Raw genomic sequence first — 19,872 nt, forward strand, 5'->3', positions numbered from 1 at the left:
CGCATCCACGCGTCCCCGCCCCCCGCTGACACCCGCGCGGAGACGTCTCGCCATGGACCGGATACTTGCCATCGACAGCGGCCTGACCGTGACCAAGGCCGTGATCTTTGATCTCGCGGGGCGCCAGATCGCCGTCGCGCGCCGCAACGTGCGCCAGATCAAGCCCGCGCCGCACCATGTCGAGCGGGACATGGCCGAGCTGTGGCACGAGACCGCGTCGGCCATCCGCGACGTTCTGGCCCAAAGCGGCACGGACCCGGCGCGCATCGCCGCGGTGGCGGCAACGGGGCATGGCGACGGGGTCTATCCGCTCGACCGCGCGGGGGCGCCGCTCGGCCGGGCGGTGCTGTCGCTCGACAGCCGGGCAAGCGATATCGTCGCCGGATGGCAGCGCGACGGGACGAGCGCCGCCGCCCTGCGCCTGACCGGGCAGGAGCCGCATGTCTCGGCCCATTCCGCACTGCTGTGCTGGATGCGGCGTCACGAGCCCGAGCGGTTCGCGCGGATCGGCCATGTACTGTCGTGCAAGGATTGGCTGTGCCTGTGCCTCAGCGGCCATGTCGGCACCGACCGGACCGAGGCGAGCACCTCGTTTACCGACGTCACGACGCAGGCGTTCTCGACCGAGGCGCTGGCGCTCTACGGGCTCGATGCCCTTGCCCCGGCCCTGCCCCCGGCGGCCCATTCGGCCGCGATCGTCGGCGCGATCACCGCGCACGCCGCGCAGGAGACGGGGCTGGTTGCCGGCACGCCGGTGGCCGCGGGGCTGCATGACGTGACGGCCTCGGCGCTGGGGATCGGTGCGCATGTCCCCGGCGTGGTCGGGATCGTCGCGGGAACCTACTCGATCAACGAATGCGTCTGCGAGGCCCCGACCACCGATCCGCAGTGGTTCTGCCGCAACGCGGTCGCACCGGGCCGATGGAACGCGATGGCGATCTCGCCCGCCTCGGCCACGAATTACGACTGGTTCCTCGACACGCTTTGCGCGGCCGAGGCCGACCGGGCGCGGGCGGCGGGCATTTCGCTCCATGCGCAGCTGGCGCCCGAGATCGACGCGGCGCTCGCGCGGCCCTCATCGGTGATCTATCACCCCTATCTCTACGGATCGCCCATGGGTGCCGCGCCCAGCGCGGGGTTTCTCGGGCTGCGCGGATGGCACGGGCGGGGCGACATGCTCGCCGCGCTGCTCGAGGGCGTCGCTTTCAACCACCGCCAGCATGTCGACGCGCTGCGCGGCAGGTTCGACACGAACGCCGCGCGGCTGACCGGGGGCGCGTCCCGCAACCCCACGGTCGCGCGGCTCTTTGCCGACATCCTCGACATGCCCGTGACCGTCACCGAAACCGACGAGGCGGCCGCCTGGGGCGCGGCGCTTTGTGCGGGGGCGGCGATCGGTGCGTTCGACCGCTTCGACGCGGATCCGCGCGATCTGGACCGGCACGCCACGACCTATCGGCCCGCGCCCGACCGCGCGGCGCATTACGCACGGCGCTATGCCGTCTATCGCGAGATCGCCGAGGACATGGCGGCGACATGGGACAAGCTCGGCGCCCTGGGCGCGCTGGAACGGGAAAAGCACGATGGCTGACAGGCTTGACAGGTTCGACGCGGTCATCATCGGCGCCGGGGTCAACGGGGCCGGGGTTTTCCGCGATCTCTGCGCGCAGGGGCTGAAATGCATGATCCTCGACAAGGGCGATTTCGGCTCGGGCACCAGCGCCGCGCCGTCGCGCCTGATCCATGGCGGGCTGAAATATCTCGAAACGGGCGAGCTGCGCCTCGTGGCCGAGGCCACCTACGAACGGAACCTGCTGCTGCGCAATGCCGCCCACATCGTGCGGCCCCTGCCCACCGCCATCCCCATCATGTCCTGGACCCGCGGCATTCCGGCCGCGCTGCGCACGCTCATGGGCTCGACCACGGCGCCGCGCAGCCGCGGCGCGCTGCTGGTCAAGACCGGGCTCGCGATGTACGATTTCTACGGCGCGCGGGCACGACAGATGCCGAAACACCGCATGGTCGGCCGCAAGCGCGCGCTGGCCGATATCCCGGCGCTGACCCCGCGGATCAAGGCGCTCGGAACCTATCACGACGCCGTCGTGACCGCGCCCGAACGGCTGGTGCTGGAACTCGTGACCGACGGGCTGGCCCTGTCGCCGGGGTCCGAGGCGCTGAACTGGTGCGAGTTGTCCGGCCAAAAGGGCGGCGTGCTGCACCTTGACGGGCCCGAGGGCGCGACGCGCGACGTCACCGCGGGAATCGTCGTCAACGCCGCCGGGCCGTGGATCGACCGGGTCAACGAACGGCTCGGGCTCGACACGCGACTGATCGGCGGCACCAAGGGCGCGCATGTCCTGCTGGACCACCCCGAACTGCTGGAACAGCTCGACGGGCGGATGCTGTATTTCGAGGGCGATGACGGGCGCATCCTGCTGGTGCTGCCGTTCCTTGGCCGGGCGCTGGTCGGCTCGACCGACCGGCCCGCGAACGCGCCGGACGACGTGGCCTGCACCGATGACGAGATCGCGTATTTCCTGCAAAGCCTGCGCGACCTTCTGCCGGGGCTCGCATTCACGCGCGAACAGATCGTCTATGCCTATGCGGGCATCCGGCCCCTGCCCAATTCCGAGGGCGTCGCGCCGGGGCTCATCAGCCGCGATCACTCGGCCCCCATGGAGCCCGCGACCGATGCCCGGCCCTTCGGGGTGATTTCGCTCGTCGGCGGCAAATGGACGACGTTCCGCGCCTTTGCCGCCGAGATCGCCGAATGGGTGCTGGCCGAGCTCGGGCGCGACCGCGACCGCGGCACCGAGGACATGCCGATCGGCGGCGGGCGCGACATGCCGCGCGATACCGCGGCGCGGACGGGCTGGATCGCGCGGGTCGCGCAGGATACGGGCGCCGCCCCCGCGCGGGTCGAGACGCTGCTCGACCGCTACGGCACGACGGCGGCGCGGATCGCGGCGCATGAGGGCGCGACGGCCCGCCCCATGGCGGATGCGCCCGACGTGACCGAGGCCGAGATCGACTGGATCGCCCGGAACGAACGCGTCGTGCACCTGCCCGATATCCTGCTGCGCCGAACCTCGCTGGCCATCACGGGCCGCCTGACCCCGGACTTGTGCCGCCATGTCGCCACGGTCGCGACCGGTGCGCTGGGGTGGGACGCGGAACGCCGCCGCGCCGAACTGGCCGGGCTGGCGGCACTGCTGGCCGCACGCCACGGGGTGGTTCTGGACCTCGCCGATGAGACGGAGGACGCCTAGCCGTTCTCGCGCAACAGCCGCCCGGCAAGGTAGAGCGACCCGCAGATCAGCACGCGCGACTCGGGCGCGCGCGCCGCGATGTGGCGCAGCGCGTCCTCGACATCCTCGGCCACGCGCGCGGGCAGTCCGACGCCCTGCGCGGCCGAGGCCGTGGCCGCGGCGGGCAGCGTGTTCGTCTCGCCGGGGATCGAAACGGCGGTCAGGCTTTCGGCGCGGCCGGCCAGCGGCCGCAGAAAGCCCGCGACGTCCTTGGTGTTCAGCATCCCGCAGATCAGGTGCGTCTCGCGGCGCGGCATCGCGTCGAGGCTCGCGCCCAACGCCTGCCCCGCCGCCGGGTTGTGCCCGCCGTCGAGCCAGAGCTCGATCCCCGCCGCCATCCGCGCCAGCGGCCCATGGCGCAGGCGCTGCATCCGCGCGGGCCATTCGGCGCGGGTCACGGCCGCCTCGCAGCCCGCCCAGCCGCCGCCCAGATGGCGCAGCGCGGCAAGGGCCGCGCCCGCGTTCTGGATCTGGTGCGGCCCCGGCAGGTTCGGCAAAGGCAGGTCGAGCAGGCCGTTTTCGTCCTGATAGACGAGCCGCCCGGCCTCGGACGCCGCATGCCAGTGCTGGCCCGATACGATCAATGGCGCCCCCAGCGACGCGGCGCGGGATTCGATCACCTCTAGCGCCTCGTCCTCTTGCGGGCCGACGACGCAGGGCACGCCGCGCTTTAGGATGCCGGCCTTTTCGCCGGCGATCTGGGTCAGGGTGTTGCCGAGGAACTGCTGATGATCGGCCGAGACCGGGGTGATGATGCACAGCTCGGGCGCCGCGATCACGTTCGTCGCATCGAGCCGCCCGCCAAGCCCCACCTCGAGCAGCACCCGGTCGGCGGGGCAGCGCGAAAAGGCGAGAAAGGCCGCGGCGGTCGTGATCTCGAAAAAGGTGATGGGCTCGCCGTGATTGGCTTCGCGGCAGGCGTCGAGCAACGCGGCAAGCTCGTGCTCGGCGATCAGCTCGCCGGCAAGGCGGATGCGTTCGTGAAACCGCGCGAGATGGGGCGAGGTATAGGCATGTACGCGCTCACCGCCCGCCTCGAGCCCCGCGCGGATCATGGCAAGCGTCGAGCCCTTGCCGTTGGTGCCCGCGATATGGACCACGGGCGGCAGGCTGTCCTGCGGATTGCCCAGCGCGTCGAGGATGCGCCACATCCGGTCGAGCGACAGGTCGATCACCTTGGGATGAAGCGACATCAGGCGCGTCAGGATCGCGTCGGACGTCTCGCCCGGCGGGCTCATTCGGCGGCGGTCGGCGGGGGCCGGGTGGCGCTGCTGGCATCCGATACCAGCACGTCCCCCGGCGGCGGCAGGTCGCCCTGCACCTTGGACGGCATCTTGAGCAGCATCCGCAGCAAGCACACCAGTTCGTCGCGCAGCTTGCGGCGGTCGGTCACGCGGTCGAGCATCCCGTGCTCGAGCAGGTATTCGGCGCGCTGGAACCCCTCGGGCAGCTTTTCGCGAATGGTCTGTTCGATCACGCGGGGGCCCGCGAAACAGATCAGCGCGCCCGGCTCGGCGATCTGGATATCGCCCAGCATGGCATAGGACGCGGTCACGCCGCCCGTGGTCGGATGGGTCAGCACCACGATATAGGGCAGGTTCGCCTCTTTCAGCATCTCGACCGCGACGGTGGTGCGCGGCATCTGCATGAGGCTGAGGATACCCTCCTGCATGCGGGCGCCGCCGGCGGCCGCGAACAGGATCAGCGGCCTTTCGAGTTCGACCGCGCGGCGGGCGCCGGCAAGGATGGCATTGCCGACATACATCCCCATCGACCCTGCCATGAAGGCGAAATCCTGCGCGACGGCGATCGCGGGCACCTCGCCGATCTCGCCCTCGACGACGAGCATCGCCTCTTTCTCGCCGGTCTGGCGCTGCGCCATGCGCAGCCGTTCGGGATAGCGCTTCTGGTCGCGAAACCCCAGCGGATCCGGCTTGGGCGCGGCGACGGGGACCTCGGTAAAGGTGCCGCCGTCGAACAGCGCCCGGAACCTTTCGCGCGGGGAAATGGCCATGTGGTGGTTGCAGTTGGTGCAGACCTGGAGGTTCTCGGCCAGGTCGCGGTGAAACAGCATCGTCCCGCATTCGCCGCATTTCGACCAGAGGTTCTCGGGCACCTCGCGCCGGGAAAAGAGCGAGTTGATCTTGGGCCGGACGTAGTTCGAAATCCAGTTCATCGCGCGCCGCTCCGTTCCTGCGGTGTGGCGCAGGACATAGAACCCGCGCCGCCCGAATGCAATCAGCCCCGCAGCACCAGCCTGAGCGCGGCCCAGACCACGAGCACCATGACGATGTCGGTCAGGAGCATCGGCCCGGTGATCTCGACCTCGGAGGCGGCATAGGGCGTGAGGTAAAGCGCCAGGCCCGTGATCGTGCCCTTGGTCGACAGGATCAGGATCGCCACGATGTTGTTGGCGAAATGCAGACCCCACGCGGCGCCGAGGCTGCCCGTCGCGATGGTCAGGTCGGCCGAGATCAGCCCGAAGAACGCGGCCGAGCCGACGATGGCCCAAGCGTTCGAGCCGTTGGCGCCAGGGTCGAAATGCAGCATTCCGAACAGCACCGCGGGAAGAATCATGTAGATCAGCCGCCACGAGAACCGCGCGGCGAGCTGCTGCATGAGATATCCGCGAAACAGCATCTCTTCGGCGCCGGTCTGCACCAGGATGCCGACCACCGCGAACGGCAGAAGCGTCAGCCAAAGCTCGGGCGCGAGGTTCGGCTCGGCGTCGTAGCTCGTCGACCACATCCACATCGAAATCGAGTAGACCACCGCCACCAGCCCGGCCGCGATGGCGAAATCGCGCAACACGCGGCGTCCGGGACCGAAGAGGGTGCGGACGCGGCGACGATGCAGCAGCCGCACCGCCAGCATCGGCCCCAGCGCCATCCCCACGAAGGTGCTGAGCAGCAGCAGCGTCTCGGTCGGCCGGGTGGGCGAGGCCATGCCCGTCGTCCAGGCCATCGCGGCGTCCAGCCCAAGCGCCGCGGCCATCGCCCCGAACAGCCCGCCGACCCACAGCATGAAGACGACGACGCACAGAAGCACGCCCAGCAGCAGCCGCCAGACCTGCGGCGCGCGCCGGGCGGGCGCGACGAAATCGGTAAAGGCCGGCACTGAGGTCAAGGGAACGTCCCGATCGGATCTGAGGGCCGACACTATATCCGCTTGCGCCGGGCTTCAATGCGCGCGCCTTGCGGCCCGTTTCCCGCACCGGAGCGGATCGGCGGCCCCCGCGCGCCGAGACCCTTGTCGGAACCGGGACACTCCCCTATCCCGATAGCGCAGCGAAAACGGAGGGACGTGTCGTGCTCAAAGGCAAACCGGACAAGTCGAAACTGCCCAGCCGGCATGTCACCGAAGGCCCCGAACGTGCGCCGCACCGGTCCTATTACTACGCCATGGGCCTGAGCGAGACCGAAATCGCGCAGCCCTTTGTCGGTGTCGCGACCTGCTGGAACGAGGCCGCGCCCTGCAACATCGCGCTGAGCCGGCAGGCCCAGGCCGTCAAGCTCGGGGTCAAGGCCGCCTCGGGCACCCCGCGCGAGTTCACGACGATCACCGTCACCGACGGCATCGCAATGGGCCACGAGGGGATGCGGTCGAGCCTCGCCAGCCGCGAGGCCATCGCCGACACGGTCGAGCTGACCATGCGCGGCCATTGCTACGATGCCATCGTCGGGCTCGCCGGTTGCGACAAGTCCCTGCCGGGCATGATGATGGCGATGGTGCGGCTCGACGTGCCCTCGGTCTTTATCTACGGCGGCTCTATCCTGCCGGGCAAGGTGCCCGCGGGCGCCGACGTCCCCGAGGATTTCGCCAGCCGCGACCTGACCGTACAGGATATGTTCGAGGCGGTCGGCCGCCATCAGAACGGCACCCTTTCGGACGCGGCGCTGGCCATTCTGGAACGCGTCGCCTGCCCCTCGGCCGGGGCCTGCGGCGGGCAGTTCACCGCGAACACCATGGCCTGCGTGTCCGAGGCGATCGGATTGGCGCTGTTCAACTCGTCCGGCGCGCCCGCGCCCTATGAAAGCCGCGACCAATACGCCAGCGCCAGCGGCGAGGCCGTCATGGCGCTGCTCGAAAAGGGCATCACCGCGCGCCATGTCGTGACCCGCAAGAGCCTCGAGAACGCGGCCCGCGTCGTCGCCTGCACGGGCGGATCGACCAATGCCGGGCTGCATCTGCCGGCCATCGCGCACGAGGCCGGGATCGATTTCGACCTGTTCGACGTCTGCGACATCTTCCGCGACACGCCGTATTTCGTCGACCTCAAGCCCGGCGGGCAGTTCGTGGCCAAGGATCTCTACGATGCCGGCGGCGTGCCCGTCGTGATGAAGGAGCTGCGCCGCGCGGGCCTCATTCACGAGGATTGCATCACCGCCTCGGGCCGCACCATCGGCGAAGAGCTCGACATGGTAGAGCGCAAGGCCGACGGGCGGGTGATCCACCCCGTCGATGCGCCGCTGACGGCGACGGGCGGCGTGGTCGGGCTCAGGGGCAACCTCGCCCCCGAGGGCGCCATCGTGAAGGTCGCGGGCATCGCGGCCGAGGACCAGGTCTTCACCGGCCCGGCCCGCGTGTTCGAGAACGAGGAAGAGGCCTTTGCCGCCGTCAAGGCACGCACCTACCGCGAGGGCGAGGTGCTGGTGATCCGCAACGAGGGCCCCGCCGGCGGCCCCGGCATGCGCGAGATGCTGGCCACCACGGCGGCCCTTTCGGGGCAGGGCATGGGCAAGAAGGTCGCGCTCATCACCGATGGGCGCTTTTCCGGGGCGACGCGGGGCTTTTGCGTCGGCCATGTCGGCCCCGAGGCCGCGCATGGCGGCCCCATTGCGCTGCTGCGCGACGGCGACACGATCACCATCGACGCGGTCGAGGGGCGGCTTTCGGTCGACCTGTCCGACGAGGAACTCGCGGCCCGCCGCGAGGCCTGGGCCGGTCCGCGCGAAACGATCTACGCGTCGGGCTCGCTGTGGAAATTCGCCCAGCTCGTCGGCTCCACCCGGCTGGGTGCGGTGACGCATCCGGGCGGAAAGGCCGAAAAGCACAAATACATGGACCTGTAACCCGATGAAGCTGATCGGGGGGCTCGACGACCTTGCCCAGAAACGGGCGCTGAAGCGATGGGACCGGATTGCCCGGTCGGCCGGGGCGCTGGACCTCATGTCGTTGCGCCAGCTCAGGATGCAGGCGGCCGACCTGCGCCACCGGCTCGACGATGTGATCCACATCGCCGACCGGCGGCTGGCCGAACCGTCGGGCACGGCGTCCGAAACCCCCGCACCGCGCCATTCCGACTGGGTCTGGCGCCCCGAAGGGTGGAGCCGCGCGCTGACCCCGCGCGGCATCGCCGCCGCCCCGTCGGGCATGCCGATGGGCCACGAGATCAAGCTGTTCCACGATTGCCACCGCTCCGAGATTACGCTGCGGCAGGATGCCAATACCGGGATCGCCCGCTCGGCCCCCTATGCGCTGGTGCTTGACGTGCTGGGTTTCGAAGGGTCGTTCCTGAGCCTCGCCATGGACCTGCCCGAGGCGGCGGCGCGCGAGGTGCGGACCTCGCATATCTTCCAGATCGACCTGAACGTGGCCGTCGACCACCCGATCGAGATCTTCGCGCGGCTCAACGTAAAGCATGGCCCGAATATCGAGACGATCGTGCGCGAGTTCGACATGCGGTTCAGCCCGACCCTGGCCGAGTTCGACCTTGCCTATACCGAGATCGACGCCGACCGCGTCGAGAAGATCTGGCTCGACCTCATTTTCGAAAAGCCCGCGATGAACCGCGTCGCGTTGCAGGACCTCGTCGTCAGCCGCCGCTGGCGCGCCGAAATCTGAGGATGCCGCGATGACAGACCCGACTCCGCCCGCCTCCTCGTGGGATCTGGCCGCCGACCGGTTCGAGCGCGGCACATGGACCCTGCGCCTGACCCCGCGCGACGGCGAGGGGCCGCGGCTCGACGTCACGCTCAGGCACCGCCCGGTTCCGGGGGTCGAGACCGCGACCGAGGGCGGCGATACCGTGCTGACCGTGCCCGTCCCGCCCGAGGCGCTGTCGGACGGTGCCCATACGATCCTCGTCAGCGAACGGAAAACGGGCGCCACCGTCGCGTCGCTGCAGATCGTGGCGGGCGCCCCGCTGGCCGAGGATATCCGCGCCGAGATCGACCTCGTCCGGGCCGAGCTGGATATCCTGAAACAGGCGTTCCGCCGCCAGTTCGCCGGGCGGGACTGACACGCCCAGCGGCCCTGCCCGCGCCATCTTGTTGCCGCGCGGACCGCTTTGTTGTCCCGCCCGTATCCCATTATCGCCGCGATTGTCCGGCATACCCGTCATCGGGGCGCCGCTTGATGGGATATGACGATGGATCGACTGACCGAGATGGAAGCCTTTGCCACCGTCGTGGATCAGGGGGGGTTCACCGATGCCGCCCGCAAGCTCGGGATCTCGAAATCGGCGGTCTCCAAGCATGTTTCGTCGCTCGAGGCGCGGCTGGGGGCGCGGCTGCTGAACCGCACCACGCGCCGCGTCAGCCCGACGGAAATCGGGCTGGTCTATTACGACCGCGCGCGGCGGGTGCTGAACGATGCCGGCGAGGCGGATTCCATCGTCACCTCGATGCAATCGGCGCCCTCGGGGCTGCTGCGCATCAGCGTCGCCACCGATTTCGGGGTCAACCACCTCTCGCCGATCCTGGGCGAGTTCCTCGGCGAATATCCCGACATCACGATCAACATGATCCTCAACAACCGCTATGTCGAACTGATCTCCGAAGGGTTCGACATGGCCGTGCGCATCGGCGAACTCGAGGACAGCACCCTGCGCGCCCGCAAGCTGTGCGAGACGACGCGCCGGATGATCGCCGCCCCGGCCTATTTCGAGAAATACGGCCGCCCGCAAAAGATCGACGACCTCAACGATCACAAGCTGCTGCACTATTCCAGCCAGTCGAACGGCGCGGTCTGGAAACTGACGGCCCCCTCGGGCGAGAAACGGCAGGTGCGCACGGCCGGCTGGCTCAGCGTCAATGACGGCCAATCGCTGCTGAACGCGGCGATCTCGGGGCTGGGTATCGCCTATCTTCCGTCGTTTCTCTATGCCGACGCGCTGCGCGCGGGCCTCGTCGAAGAGGCGATTCCCGACCTGCCCGTCGAACAGCAGGGCGTCTATGCCGTCTATCCGCCGGGCCGGTTCACCCAACCCAAGGTCCGCGCCTTCATCGACTTTCTCGCGCGGTCCTTTGCCGAAAAGGGGCCGGATGGCTGGTGAGCCCGGTCAATCGGGCAATACAACCTCGACCCGGCGGTTGAAGAGCCGCCCCTCGGCCGTTCCGTTCGAGGCGCGCGGCGCGAGGTATCCGACGCCCTGCGCGCGCACCTGCCCCGGCGGCACGCCATAGGCCTGAACGAGACGCCGGCGCACCGCCTCGGCCCTTTGCCGCGAAAGCGCGATATTGCCTTCGAGCGCGCCTTGCGCGTCGGTATGCCCGACAAGCACGATCTCGCGCGCGGGGTCGTCGATCAACCCGCGCGCCAGTTCCGTCAGCGACGCGAAATCCCCCCCGTCAAGCTCGGATGACCCGGTCGAAAAGCTCAGATCGTCCAGCGGCGCGTGGCCCTGCGCGGCAAGAACCGCCCAGACATCGCCCGCGGCGGGACCGGCCGTCGGCGCGGCCGGAACGGCGGCGGCCGCGGGCGCGGCGGCGGCGTCCTCGGACCGGGTTTCCTGCAGATAGGTGACGCCGCCCGCCGTGCTGACCATCAGCGCCAGACGCTCCCGGCCCTCGGGTCCGGCGGCCAGCAGATAGGCGAAATCGCCCAGATCGACGAGCATCTCGGGCCCCGGCAAAGTGGCCGAGCCAAAGCGGAAATCGAACCCGCCGCAATCGACCGAGCGGCAGGAAAACACGACCTCCCAGCCCGCGGCGTCCAGTTGGGCGCGCAGCGTGTCCGCCAGCGCCTCGGTCCCGCCATGGCCCGCGATCTGCCAGACCCGGCGCGCCGTGGGACCGGGTAGCGAAACGCGGGGGATCTCGCCGTTCAGGGCGGGGCCGGCGGGCACCTGCGCGGCCGCGTCCGACCGCAGCTCGCGGGCCAGATCGGCGTCGGGCGGCAAGGCCAGCGACAGCGCCGCCACCGCCCCCGGCGCGAATAGCATCGCCCCGAGCAGCAGCGCCGTCCCCGGACCCCCCGCGCGCCGCGTCATTCGGCCGGCCGGACGCGGTAATGATAGCATGCGGCTCCCTCCATCCCCATCGCGGCATAAAGAGCCGCGGCCGCGGTGTTCGCCTCGGTCGCGAGTAGCGCGAACGTCGTGGCCCCCTGCGTCGCGGCCCATGCGGCGGCGCAGAGCATGACGTTGCGCCCCACCCCGGCGCGCCGCAGCGACGGCCGCACCTCGAGCGCGTGCAGCATCGCCAGGTCGCCATCCACCGCGACAAAGGCCGCTGCGGCCGGCGCATGGCCCGACCGCCCGAGGATCGTGACGCGCGGGACGGCCACACGCTCCATCACCGCGATGCGGTCGGGGCCGATGCCGCCCTCGGCCCAGATGTCGCGCTGGGCCTGCAACGGCGGCCAGACGAGAAAGCCCGTGCGCGGCGGCGCAGGCTCGGCCGTCAGGCGCGCCACCGGCGCGGCCCAGAGCATCGTGCGATCCCGCATCGCGTATCCCCGCGCGGCCAGCGCCGCATCGAGCGAGGCCTGATCCGCGCGCACCGCGAAAACGGGCGGCTGGCCGCGATCGGCCATCGCCCGCTCGGCCGCGTCGATGCCGCCGGCGTCCAGCGCGCCGGTCAGGCGGGCCGACCGGGTGCGGTTCCCGCCGCCCTCGCCGATCCCGACCGAGAACGGGCCTGCCGCGACAACCCGCGCGGGCGGCCATGTCGCGCGCAGCGCCGCCATGGCGCGGTCGGTCGAGATCATTGGGCCAGCTCGGGAAACATCTCGGACAGGCGCGCCACGGCGACGTCGAGACGCGCCGCATCGGTCCCGCGCAACACGACGCTGACCGCCATCGTGCCCGAGACATGCCCCGGATAGCTGCCGATCGAGAGGTCGGGAAAATCGGCCTGAAGCACGCCGAGCGGCCCGGCGATATCGCCCTCGCCGCGATGCAGGATCACCGACCGCGAGACGAGCGGCGTGCCATGCGTCAGCCGGGGCAGGACCGAATCCAGCATAGCGGCGAAAATCGACGGCACCCCCGCCATGACGTGTATGTTGCCCAGCGAGAAACCGGGCGCGGCCGACACGGGATTGTCGATCAGCGTCGCACCCTCGGGGATGCGGGCCATGCGCAGACGGGCCTCGTTCAGCTCGGTCCCGCGCGCCTCGTAATGGGCCTGCAGCGCGGCGCGGGCATCGGCGCGCACGCCGATGGGCACCCCCCCGGCGGCGGCGATGCAATCGGCGGTGATGTCATCATGGGTCGGGCCGATCCCGCCAGAGGTAAAGAGGTGATCGAACCGCGCCGAAAGCTCGCGCGCCGCCGTCTCGATGGTGTCCGCATCGTCGGGGACAAAGCGGATCTCGCGCAGGTCGATCCCGTGTTCGCCCAGGCGCCGCGCCAGATGATGGGCATTGCTGTCGCGGGTGCGCCCCGACAGAATCTCGTCTCCGATGACCAGCATCGCGGCGGTGGGGTTCGGCATCGACGGCTCCCTGCGGGGTCTGCGTGCCGGTTCTAGGCCCGGTTCGCGGCGTTTCAAAGCCCCGCCTCGCGCCGCAACCTGATGCGGGCGGCCGGGCGGGTGGCAAATCCCGCGCCGATCCGTATATTCCCCCGACACCGCGACACGAGGCTTGCTTTGGACGACACCGCGAAACCCCGCCTGACCCGCGACGGCATCCGCCTTTACGCCCCCGAGGATTTCGCCGGGATGCACAAGGCGGGCCGGCTGGCCGCCAGCATCCTCGACGATATCGCGCCGCTGATCGTGCCCGGCCAGACCACGGGCGAGATCGACCGCAAGATCACCGAGGCCGTAGAGAACGCCGGTGCCACCTCGGCGACCATCGGGTATCGCGGCTATCGCCATGCGAGCTGCATCAGCGTCAACCATGTCGTTTGCCACGGGATTCCGGGCGACAAGCGGCTCAAGGACGGGGATATCCTGAATATCGACGTCACCGTGATCGTGGATGGCTGGTTCGGCGACACGTCGCGCATGTATGTCGCCGGAAAGCTCGGGCGGAAGGCCGAGCGCCTGATCGACGTGACGCATGACGCGCTGATGCTGGGGATCGAGGCCGTTCGCCCCGGCGCCACCTTCGGCGATATCGGTCACGCCATCCAGAGCTTCGTCGAGGCCAAGGGCATGAGCGTGGTGCGCGATTTCTGCGGTCACGGGCTGGGCCGGGTGTTCCACGCGCCGCCCAACGTGCTGCATTACGGCCGTCCGGGCACGGGGCCGGTCCTCGAAGAGGGCATGTTCTTTACCATCGAGCCCATGGTGAATCTCGGCCGCCCCGAAACCAAGGTGCTGTCCGACGACTGGACCGCCGTGACGCGCGACAAGTCGCTCAGCGCGCAGTTCGAGCATTCGGTCGGTGTCACCGCCGACGGGGCCGAGATATTCACCCTGTCGCCCGCGGGACGGTTCCACCCCACATACGGGTGATCGCGACCGGCGGGCGCCCCGGCTCCCACGGTTTGCGACGGGTCAGGAAAAGGTGAGGAACGCGATCTTCGTGTCGCCATAGCGCCGGATCTCGCCGGGCGTGAAGCCGGCGGGCGGCACGATTTCAGCCGATTCCTCCCAGACGATCAGAGCGCCCGGCGCGATCCATCCCCCGTCCCGTGCCGAGGCCAGCGCCCGTTCGCCCAGCGAGCGGCCATAGGGCGGGTCGAGAAACACCAGGTCGGCCGGGCCTCCGGGCGGGGCGGGCGGCAGGCGCGTGGCGTCGGCGCCCAGCAAGGTCGCCGCGTCGTCGAACCCCGCCTTCGCGATATTGCGCGCGACGATGGAGCGGGCCTTGGACGCGCGTTCGACCAGCGTGGCCGACACGGCGCCCCGGCTCAGCGCCTCGAGCGCCAGCGCCCCCGTCCCGGCGAACAGGTCGAGCACCCGCGCACCGGCGACCCGGTCGCCCGCGCGCCCGTTGGTCAGCACGTTGAAAAGGCTCTCGCGCACCCGGTCGGACGTCGGACGGATGGCCGTGTCGCCCCGCTCCGGCCCTTCGAGCGTCAGGCCGCGCCGGGTGCCGCCGACGATCCTCATGACCTGAGCAGCGCCTTGAGATCCGTATCGGGGTCGGCAAGCGTATCGGGGTCGGGCGACCGGCCCATCTCGATCAGGCGCTTTCCGACCATGTAGGCGCGCGCATCGCCCATCGCGTCCACGGCCAGCAGGGTTTCGCCCGCGTAGTACCAGACCGACGGCCCCGTGCCCTCGCGCGTCACGATCCGGTCCCAGCCGCGATTGAGCCCCGCGATCTGAAGCTTCATGTCGTATTGGTCCGACCAGAACCACGGCACCGGCGCATAGTCGCGGCCCGCGCCCATGATGTTGCGCGCCACCGCCGCGCCCATGTCGATGGCGTTCTGCACCGATTCCAGCCGCGTCGGCTGCCCGCGATAGGGAAAGACGGCGCAATCGCCCGCGGCCCAGACCCGCTCGGCCGAGCTGCGGCCCTGCGCATCGACGACCACGCCGCCGTCGCAGGTTATCCCCGCATCGCGGGCGATGGCGCAATCGGGCAGGAGGCCGATGCCGACAATGGCCAGATCCGCCGCAATCTCGCGCCCGTCGGCCAGCCGCGCGCCCGCGACGCAGCCCCCCTCGCCCGTCAGCCGGTCGAGCGTCGCGCCCTCGATCACCTCGACGCCACGGGCGCGGTGAAGCTGCCGTACATGCTCGGCCGTCTCGGCCGAGGCGACGCGGCCCAGGATCCGCTGCCCCGCCTCGATCACCGTCACCTCGTGGCCGAGCTTGCGCGCGACCGCGGCGGCCTCGAGCCCGATATAGCCGCCGCCGACGACGACGAGCCGCCCGGCGGTCCGCAGCGCCGGCTCGAGCGCGTCGATATCTGCAAGCGTGCGGACGGTGAACGCCCCCGCCAGATCGCCACCGGCCTTGGCGGACAGGCGGCGGGGATGCAGACCGGTGGCCAGAACGCAGTGATCGTAGACCACCGTCTCGTCGCTCAGCCGGACCGTTCGCCCGGCCGGATCGAGGTCGCGCGCTTCGGTGCCGAGCCGCAGGTCGACCCCCGCCTCGGCATACCAATCCGCGCTGCGCAGAAACAGCCGGTCGCGCGCCATCTCGCCCAGCAGGTAGCCCTTGGACAAGGGCGGGCGCTGGTAGGGGCGCCACGGCTCGGCCCCGGCCATCGTGATGCGGCCGTCGAACCCGGCGGAGCGCAGGGTCTCGCAAACCGACTGGCCCGCCTGGCCGGCGCCGATGACGACGATATGGGACATGGGCCGCTTCCTGCTGGCGAGTTCGGACGCATTGCCTATAACCTCGGCCCACGGTTTACCGCAACGACGACACCCCTTGAACGAGGCGACACATGACGATCAGCCAAGGCGACAGCCTGCCCGATGCCGGGCTTCTCTGGATGGGCGAGAACGGCCCCGAGCAGGTCCGCATCGCCGACCTGACCCGCGACCGCAAGGTCGTGATCTTCGGCCTGCCGGGCGCCTTTACCGGCACCTGCACCACGGCGCATGTGCCCAGTTTCCTGCGCAACCGCGACGCGTTGCGCGACAAGGGCATCGACGAGGTGATCTGCGTCGCGGTCAACGACCCCTTCGTGATGAAGGCATGGGACGCGGAAACCGGCGCCTCGGAAGGCGGGATCGTGATGCTGGGCGACGCAGGCGCCGAGTTCACGCGCGCCATCGGCATGACCTTTACCGCGCCGCCGGTCGGGTTCTTCGACCGCTCCAAACGCTATGCGATGGTGGTCGAGAACGGCGTCGTCCAGACGTTGCAGGTCGACGACAACCCCGGCGAATGCAACCTGTCGGGCGGCGAGGCGATCCTCGCCACGCTCTAGGCGGCCCCGTCGGGCACGCCTTCGAGGAAAACGGTGCGCGTGGGGAAAGGGATGTCGACGCCGGACGCGTCGAGCGCCTCTTTCACCGCGCGCTTCATGTCGGCCTGGTAGGCGAAATAATCGTCGGACGAGACCCAGACCCGCACGAGGAAATCGACCGAGCTGTCGCCGAGATTGTTCACCTTGATAAAGGGCTCGGGCTGCTGCATCGACCGTGGGTCGTCCATGATCGTCTCGCGGATCACCTGTTCGGCGCGCGCGAGGTTCGCCCCGTAGCCGACGCCAAAGGTCCATTCGGCGCGCCGCGTGTCATAGACCGAATAGTTGACGATGGTGTTTCCCCAGACCTCGGAATTGGGGATGATGATCTGCACGTTGGACAGGTCGGCCAGCTCGGTGAAGTTCAGCGAGATATCCTTGACCGTGCCCATCTGCCCGTTCACCACGACGAAATCGCCGTTCTTGATGGGGCGGAAAAAGATCAGCATCACCCCCGCCGCGATATTCGACAGCGTCCCCTGAAGCGCGAGGCCGATGGCAAGGCCCGCCGCACCGATCACGGCGACGACGCTCGTGGTCTGCACGCCGAAGGTGTTCAGCACGAACAGCACCGCGAAACCGATGGCGACATAACGGACGATGTTGCCGAGGAAGTTGAACAGCGTCTCGTCCAGCTCGGGGCGGCGGGTGCCGATGGCCCTTATGCGCCGCCGCAGCCAACCGCCCACCGCGTAGCCGATGACGAGGATGACGATGGCGGCCAGCACGTCGCCCAGAAGCGAGGCGAGGAATTCCAGCGTCAACAGGTCGCCCAGCCGCTGATCCCCCAGAAGCTGAACGTCGAGGATATCCTGGATCATCCGGCCGCCTCGTCCATCGCGCGCGCCAGCGCCACATCCTTGTCGGTCAGCCCGCCCGTGTCATGCGTGGTCAGCCGCACCGCGACACGGTTGTAGGTGTTGGACCATTCGGGATGGTGATCGGCCTTTTCCGCATGAAGCGCGGCGCGCGTCATGAAGCCGAAGGCCGCCGGGAAATCCCTGAACCTGAACGTCTTGTCGATGGCCTTGCCATCGTCGGAACGGGTCCAGCCGTTGGCCAGCAGCGGTTGCAGGTCGTCATCGGTCATTCGGGTTCCTCCTGTCGTTTGCGAAACGGGCCGAAACTGGTCAGCACCTCGATCTCCTCGTCGATGGCCGCACGCTCGGCCTCGAGGAACTCGGCCACGGCGCGGGCCAGTCCCGGATCGGCGATCCAGTGCAGCGAATGCACCGGGGTCGGCAGGTAGCCGCGCGCGAGCTTGTGTTCGCCCTGCGCGCCCGCCTCGACGCGGGTGAGGCCATGCGCCAGCGCCCAGTCGATGGCCTGGTAATAGCACAGCTCGAAATGCAGGAACGGATGATCCTCGGAGCAGCCCCAGTAGCGCCCGTAAAGCGTCTCGCGCCCGATGAAGTTCAGCGCGCCGGCAATCGGGCGATCCCCGTCAAGCGCGAGGATCAACAGCGCGTCGTCCCGCAGGCTGTCCTGCACCCGGTCGAAAAAGGCCCGCGTGAGGTAAGGCGTGCCCCATTTGCGCGCGCCGGTGTCTTGGTAGAACCGCCAGAACGCATCCCAGTGATGCGGCGCGATCTCGTCTCCGGTCAGGGTGACGATGCGCCCGCCGAATGCCTGCGCTGTCGCGCGTTCCTTGCGGATATTCTTGCGCTTGCGCGACGAGAGCGAGGCGAGGAAGCCGTCGAAATCGCCATAACCGTCGTCGAACCAGTGGAATTGCTGCCCCACGCGGCGCATCAGGCCCATGGGGGCCAGCGCCTCGGCCTCGGCCCCGGTGCAAAAGGTCGCATGGAGCGACGAGAGCCCGTTCTGCGTGGCGATCTGCACGGCGCCCTGCACCAGTGCGGCGCGGCCCGTCTCCTCCCAGCCGGGGCGGGTCAGGAACCGGCGTCCCGTGGCGGGGGTAAAGGGCACGGCGATCTGCAGCTTGGGGTAATAGCGCCCGCCGGCGCGCTCCCACGCATGGGCCCAGGAATGGTCGAAGACGTATTCGCCCTGGCTGTGGCTCTTGGCGTAAAGCGGGGCGCAGGCGACGATCGTATCCTCGGCCCGCACCGTCATATAGCTGGGCTGCCAACCCGTTCCCGGCCCGACAGAGCCGCTGTCCTCGAGCGCCTTGAGAAAGCGGTGCGTGGTGAACGGATCGCGGGGGCGACCGCCATCTCGGGCTTCGGGGCAGGCGCAGGCGTCCCACGCCTCTCGCGGGATGGAGGCGAGGTCGGGATGCGCCTCGATGGTGATGCTCGACGTCGGGGGGGCGGTCATGCGGGCAATGATGGCGCGCGGGCGCGGCGGATCAAGACGCGCACGGAACGTAGCCTTCGAAGGTGACGGCATCGCAGTGGCGGCGGGCCGCGCGGTGCTCGGCCGGGCTGCGCACGGTCCAGGCGAGCACGACGGCGCCCTGCGCGCGCAGATCGGCCAGGCGGGGGCGGTCCAGGTCGCTCCGGTCGTGGCTGACAAAGCACGCCCCGACCCGCCCGTAATCGGCGATGCCGCGCAGCCGGGCCGCATGGGCGGGCGACAGCCCCCAGTCGGGGCCGAAGGCGCAGGTGGTCAGGCCGCGCGGGCGCGCGGGCATCAGGCGGCCCAGCTCGGCCACCATGTCGGGATTGAACGACATGACCGCGACCGGCCCCGCGTGACCGTCGAGCGCCGCGGCCGTCGCCCGTTCGAGCCGCCCGTCGGTCCCGCACAGGGCGCCCGAGCGGTCCTTGAACTCGATCAGGAGCGGGCCGGTCGTCGCGGCCAGAACAGCGGCAAGGGTCGGGATCGTCTCGCCCGTGCCGTCCAGCCGCAAACGGCCCAACGCGGCCGCATCCATGTCGTCCATGGCACCGCCCTGCCCCGTCATCCGGTCGAGCCGGTCGTCGTGGAACACCATCGCCACCCCGTCGGCCGACAGGCGAAGGTCGATCTCGGCGCCGTGGCCCGCCGCATGGGCCGCGCGGATCGCGGCCAGCCCGTTTTCGGGCCGACCCGCCCCGTGCAGGCCACGATGCGCGAAATCGAGGCCGGGGCGCGGGATCATGCGACCTGGAACACGCCCTCGATCTCGACCGAGACGCCCATGGGCAGCGACGCCGCCGACACGGCCGAACGCGCGTGGCGCCCCGCATCGCCGAGGATCTCGACCATCAGGTCCGAGGCGCCGTTGATCACCTTGGGCTGGTCGGTGAAATTGGCGGTCGAATTGACGAACCCCGTCAGCTTGACCACCCGCACCAGCCGGTCGAGGTCGCCGCCACAGGCCGCGCGGACCTGCGCCAACAGCGACAGCGCACAGGCGCGCGCGGCCTCGGCGCCATCCTCGATCGACACGCCGTCGCCCAGCTTGCCGGTCAGCAGCGCGCCGCCCGACTGGCTGACCTGTCCCGAGACGTGCAGCAGATCGCCGACCCGGACAAAGGGCACGTAGTTGGCGGCGGGCATGGGGGCGTCGGGCAGGGTCAGTCCCAGCTCCGACAGGCGGGCGTCGATCTTTCCGGTCATGGCGTCT

The 19,872-nt window shown here is 69.8% G+C and carries 21 protein-coding genes; 8 read left to right on the forward strand and 13 right to left on the reverse strand.

Annotated features, from left to right (window positions below):
- Nucleotides 1-52 precede the first annotated feature (52 nt).
- Nucleotides 53-1,591 carry an FGGY-family carbohydrate kinase gene (locus E2L08_RS09975; protein WP_133396934.1) on the forward strand — a complete coding sequence of 513 codons (1,539 nt, stop codon included), beginning with the start codon at nt 53-55 and terminating at the stop codon, nt 1,589-1,591.
- The gene (locus E2L08_RS09980) at nt 1,584-3,269 is read left to right on the forward strand and encodes a glycerol-3-phosphate dehydrogenase/oxidase (protein ID WP_133396935.1); all 1,686 of its coding nucleotides are present in this window, start codon (nt 1,584-1,586) and stop codon (nt 3,267-3,269) included. The genes E2L08_RS09975 and E2L08_RS09980 overlap by 8 nt, the downstream gene beginning before the upstream one ends.
- On the opposite strand, the gene E2L08_RS09985 is transcribed toward E2L08_RS09980, so the two are convergent.
- From E2L08_RS09985 to E2L08_RS09995, 3 genes are all read right to left on the reverse strand, one after another.
- Complete coding sequence (locus tag E2L08_RS09985) at nt 3,266-4,546, reverse strand: bifunctional folylpolyglutamate synthase/dihydrofolate synthase (RefSeq protein ID WP_133396936.1); 1,281 nt, start codon at nt 4,544-4,546, stop codon at nt 3,266-3,268. The genes E2L08_RS09980 and E2L08_RS09985 overlap by 4 nt on opposite strands.
- A complete protein-coding gene (gene accD / locus E2L08_RS09990; protein WP_133396937.1) occupies nt 4,543-5,484 on the reverse strand; it encodes an acetyl-CoA carboxylase, carboxyltransferase subunit beta in 942 nt (313 codons plus the stop codon). Before accD ends, E2L08_RS09985 begins: the two co-directional genes overlap by 4 nt.
- Before the next feature lie 62 nt (nt 5,485-5,546).
- Nucleotides 5,547-6,425 carry a CPBP family intramembrane glutamic endopeptidase gene (locus E2L08_RS09995; RefSeq protein ID WP_240758196.1) on the reverse strand — a complete coding sequence of 293 codons (879 nt, stop codon included), beginning with the start codon at nt 6,423-6,425 and terminating at the stop codon, nt 5,547-5,549.
- 191 nt (nt 6,426-6,616) lie between these two features.
- Between E2L08_RS09995 and ilvD the strand changes: the two genes are divergently transcribed.
- From ilvD to E2L08_RS10015, 4 genes are all read left to right on the forward strand, one after another.
- Nucleotides 6,617-8,380, forward strand: a complete 1,764-nt coding sequence (gene ilvD, locus E2L08_RS10000; RefSeq protein ID WP_133396939.1) for a dihydroxy-acid dehydratase — start codon at nt 6,617-6,619, stop codon at nt 8,378-8,380.
- Nucleotides 8,381-8,384: 4 nt separating this feature from the next.
- Nucleotides 8,385-9,152 carry a DUF6478 family protein gene (locus tag E2L08_RS10005; protein ID WP_133396940.1) on the forward strand — a complete coding sequence of 256 codons (768 nt, stop codon included), beginning with the start codon at nt 8,385-8,387 and terminating at the stop codon, nt 9,150-9,152.
- 10 nt (nt 9,153-9,162) lie between these two features.
- Nucleotides 9,163-9,549, forward strand: a complete 387-nt coding sequence (locus tag E2L08_RS10010; protein ID WP_133396941.1) for a hypothetical protein — start codon at nt 9,163-9,165, stop codon at nt 9,547-9,549.
- Between the two features lie 129 nt (nt 9,550-9,678).
- Nucleotides 9,679-10,584 (forward strand): LysR family transcriptional regulator, encoded by a 906-nt coding sequence (locus E2L08_RS10015; protein WP_133396942.1) that lies wholly within the window; start codon nt 9,679-9,681, stop codon nt 10,582-10,584.
- A gap of 6 nt (nt 10,585-10,590) precedes the next feature.
- On the opposite strand, the gene E2L08_RS10020 is transcribed toward E2L08_RS10015, so the two are convergent.
- From E2L08_RS10020 to E2L08_RS10030, 3 genes are read right to left on the reverse strand one after another with little or no spacing between them, the layout of a single operon-like run.
- Nucleotides 10,591-11,520 (reverse strand): OmpA family protein, encoded by a 930-nt coding sequence (locus E2L08_RS10020; RefSeq protein ID WP_133396943.1) that lies wholly within the window; start codon nt 11,518-11,520, stop codon nt 10,591-10,593.
- Entirely contained in the window at nt 11,517-12,239 is a 723-nt protein-coding gene (locus E2L08_RS10025; protein ID WP_133396944.1) for a GNAT family N-acetyltransferase, read from the reverse strand. Before E2L08_RS10025 ends, E2L08_RS10020 begins: the two co-directional genes overlap by 4 nt.
- A complete protein-coding gene (locus tag E2L08_RS10030; RefSeq protein WP_133396945.1) occupies nt 12,236-12,967 on the reverse strand; it encodes a competence/damage-inducible protein A in 732 nt (243 codons plus the stop codon). Before E2L08_RS10030 ends, E2L08_RS10025 begins: the two co-directional genes overlap by 4 nt.
- 156 nt (nt 12,968-13,123) lie before the next feature.
- Here E2L08_RS10030 and map point away from each other — a divergent pair, with 156 nt between their 5' ends.
- Nucleotides 13,124-13,936: a type I methionyl aminopeptidase gene (gene map / locus E2L08_RS10035; protein ID WP_240758188.1), complete on the forward strand. Its 813-nt coding sequence runs from the start codon at nt 13,124-13,126 to the stop codon at nt 13,934-13,936.
- Between the two features lie 42 nt (nt 13,937-13,978).
- Here map and rsmD read toward each other — a convergent pair whose 3' ends face one another.
- Together rsmD and E2L08_RS10045 are read right to left on the reverse strand one after the other, a co-directional pair.
- Nucleotides 13,979-14,536 carry a 16S rRNA (guanine(966)-N(2))-methyltransferase RsmD gene (gene rsmD, locus E2L08_RS10040; RefSeq protein ID WP_133396947.1) on the reverse strand — a complete coding sequence of 186 codons (558 nt, stop codon included), beginning with the start codon at nt 14,534-14,536 and terminating at the stop codon, nt 13,979-13,981.
- Nucleotides 14,533-15,738 (reverse strand): NAD(P)/FAD-dependent oxidoreductase, encoded by a 1,206-nt coding sequence (locus E2L08_RS10045; RefSeq protein ID WP_133396948.1) that lies wholly within the window; start codon nt 15,736-15,738, stop codon nt 14,533-14,535. Before E2L08_RS10045 ends, rsmD begins: the two co-directional genes overlap by 4 nt.
- A 92-nt stretch (nt 15,739-15,830) precedes the next feature.
- Here E2L08_RS10045 and E2L08_RS10050 point away from each other — a divergent pair, with 92 nt between their 5' ends.
- The gene (locus E2L08_RS10050) at nt 15,831-16,319 is read left to right on the forward strand and encodes a peroxiredoxin (RefSeq protein ID WP_133396949.1); all 489 of its coding nucleotides are present in this window, start codon (nt 15,831-15,833) and stop codon (nt 16,317-16,319) included.
- Here the strand turns inward: E2L08_RS10050 and E2L08_RS10055 are convergent.
- From E2L08_RS10055 to E2L08_RS10075, 5 genes are read right to left on the reverse strand one after another with little or no spacing between them, the layout of a single operon-like run.
- On the reverse strand, nt 16,316-17,179 hold the full coding sequence (locus tag E2L08_RS10055; RefSeq protein ID WP_133396950.1) for a mechanosensitive ion channel family protein: 864 nt from the start codon (nt 17,177-17,179) through the stop codon (nt 16,316-16,318). The genes E2L08_RS10050 and E2L08_RS10055 overlap by 4 nt on opposite strands.
- A complete protein-coding gene (locus E2L08_RS10060) occupies nt 17,176-17,448 on the reverse strand; it encodes a 4a-hydroxytetrahydrobiopterin dehydratase (protein WP_133396951.1) in 273 nt (90 codons plus the stop codon). Before E2L08_RS10060 ends, E2L08_RS10055 begins: the two co-directional genes overlap by 4 nt.
- Nucleotides 17,445-18,638 carry a GNAT family N-acetyltransferase gene (locus tag E2L08_RS10065; RefSeq protein WP_133396952.1) on the reverse strand — a complete coding sequence of 398 codons (1,194 nt, stop codon included), beginning with the start codon at nt 18,636-18,638 and terminating at the stop codon, nt 17,445-17,447. Before E2L08_RS10065 ends, E2L08_RS10060 begins: the two co-directional genes overlap by 4 nt.
- 31 nt (nt 18,639-18,669) lie before the next feature.
- A complete protein-coding gene (locus tag E2L08_RS10070; protein WP_133396953.1) occupies nt 18,670-19,404 on the reverse strand; it encodes a glycerophosphodiester phosphodiesterase family protein in 735 nt (244 codons plus the stop codon).
- Nucleotides 19,401-19,865, reverse strand: coding sequence for a RidA family protein (locus E2L08_RS10075; protein ID WP_133396954.1), 465 nt, complete (start codon nt 19,863-19,865; stop codon nt 19,401-19,403). Before E2L08_RS10075 ends, E2L08_RS10070 begins: the two co-directional genes overlap by 4 nt.
- Nucleotides 19,866-19,872: the final 7 nt, after the last annotated feature.

The sequence above is a fragment of the Palleronia sediminis genome (genome assembly GCF_004358695.1).
Taxonomy (GTDB): domain Bacteria; phylum Pseudomonadota; class Alphaproteobacteria; order Rhodobacterales; family Rhodobacteraceae; genus Palleronia; species Palleronia sediminis.

Excerpts from the sequence above, each read along its gene's own strand:
- E2L08_RS09975 (WP_133396934.1), top strand. The coding sequence starts at position 53 with ATGGACCGGATACTTGCCATCGACAGCGGCCTGACCGTGACCAAGGCC.
- E2L08_RS09980 (WP_133396935.1), top strand. The coding sequence starts at position 1,584 with ATGGCTGACAGGCTTGACAGGTTCGACGCGGTCATCATCGGCGCCGGG.
- E2L08_RS09985 (WP_133396936.1), bottom strand. The coding sequence starts at position 4,546 with ATGAGCCCGCCGGGCGAGACGTCCGACGCGATCCTGACGCGCCTGATG.
- accD (WP_133396937.1), bottom strand. The coding sequence starts at position 5,484 with ATGAACTGGATTTCGAACTACGTCCGGCCCAAGATCAACTCGCTCTTT.
- E2L08_RS10005 (WP_133396940.1), top strand. The coding sequence starts at position 8,385 with ATGAAGCTGATCGGGGGGCTCGACGACCTTGCCCAGAAACGGGCGCTG.
- E2L08_RS10010 (WP_133396941.1), top strand. The coding sequence starts at position 9,163 with ATGACAGACCCGACTCCGCCCGCCTCCTCGTGGGATCTGGCCGCCGAC.
- E2L08_RS10015 (WP_133396942.1), top strand. The coding sequence starts at position 9,679 with ATGGATCGACTGACCGAGATGGAAGCCTTTGCCACCGTCGTGGATCAG.
- E2L08_RS10020 (WP_133396943.1), bottom strand. The coding sequence starts at position 11,520 with ATGACGCGGCGCGCGGGGGGTCCGGGGACGGCGCTGCTGCTCGGGGCG.
- E2L08_RS10025 (WP_133396944.1), bottom strand. The coding sequence starts at position 12,239 with ATGATCTCGACCGACCGCGCCATGGCGGCGCTGCGCGCGACATGGCCG.
- E2L08_RS10030 (WP_133396945.1), bottom strand. The coding sequence starts at position 12,967 with ATGCCGAACCCCACCGCCGCGATGCTGGTCATCGGAGACGAGATTCTG.
- rsmD (WP_133396947.1), bottom strand. The coding sequence starts at position 14,536 with ATGAGGATCGTCGGCGGCACCCGGCGCGGCCTGACGCTCGAAGGGCCG.
- E2L08_RS10045 (WP_133396948.1), bottom strand. The coding sequence starts at position 15,738 with ATGTCCCATATCGTCGTCATCGGCGCCGGCCAGGCGGGCCAGTCGGTT.
- E2L08_RS10050 (WP_133396949.1), top strand. The coding sequence starts at position 15,831 with ATGACGATCAGCCAAGGCGACAGCCTGCCCGATGCCGGGCTTCTCTGG.
- E2L08_RS10055 (WP_133396950.1), bottom strand. The coding sequence starts at position 17,179 with ATGATCCAGGATATCCTCGACGTTCAGCTTCTGGGGGATCAGCGGCTG.
- E2L08_RS10060 (WP_133396951.1), bottom strand. The coding sequence starts at position 17,448 with ATGACCGATGACGACCTGCAACCGCTGCTGGCCAACGGCTGGACCCGT.
- E2L08_RS10065 (WP_133396952.1), bottom strand. The coding sequence starts at position 18,638 with ATGACCGCCCCCCCGACGTCGAGCATCACCATCGAGGCGCATCCCGAC.
- E2L08_RS10070 (WP_133396953.1), bottom strand. The coding sequence starts at position 19,404 with ATGATCCCGCGCCCCGGCCTCGATTTCGCGCATCGTGGCCTGCACGGG.
- E2L08_RS10075 (WP_133396954.1), bottom strand. The coding sequence starts at position 19,865 with ATGACCGGAAAGATCGACGCCCGCCTGTCGGAGCTGGGACTGACCCTG.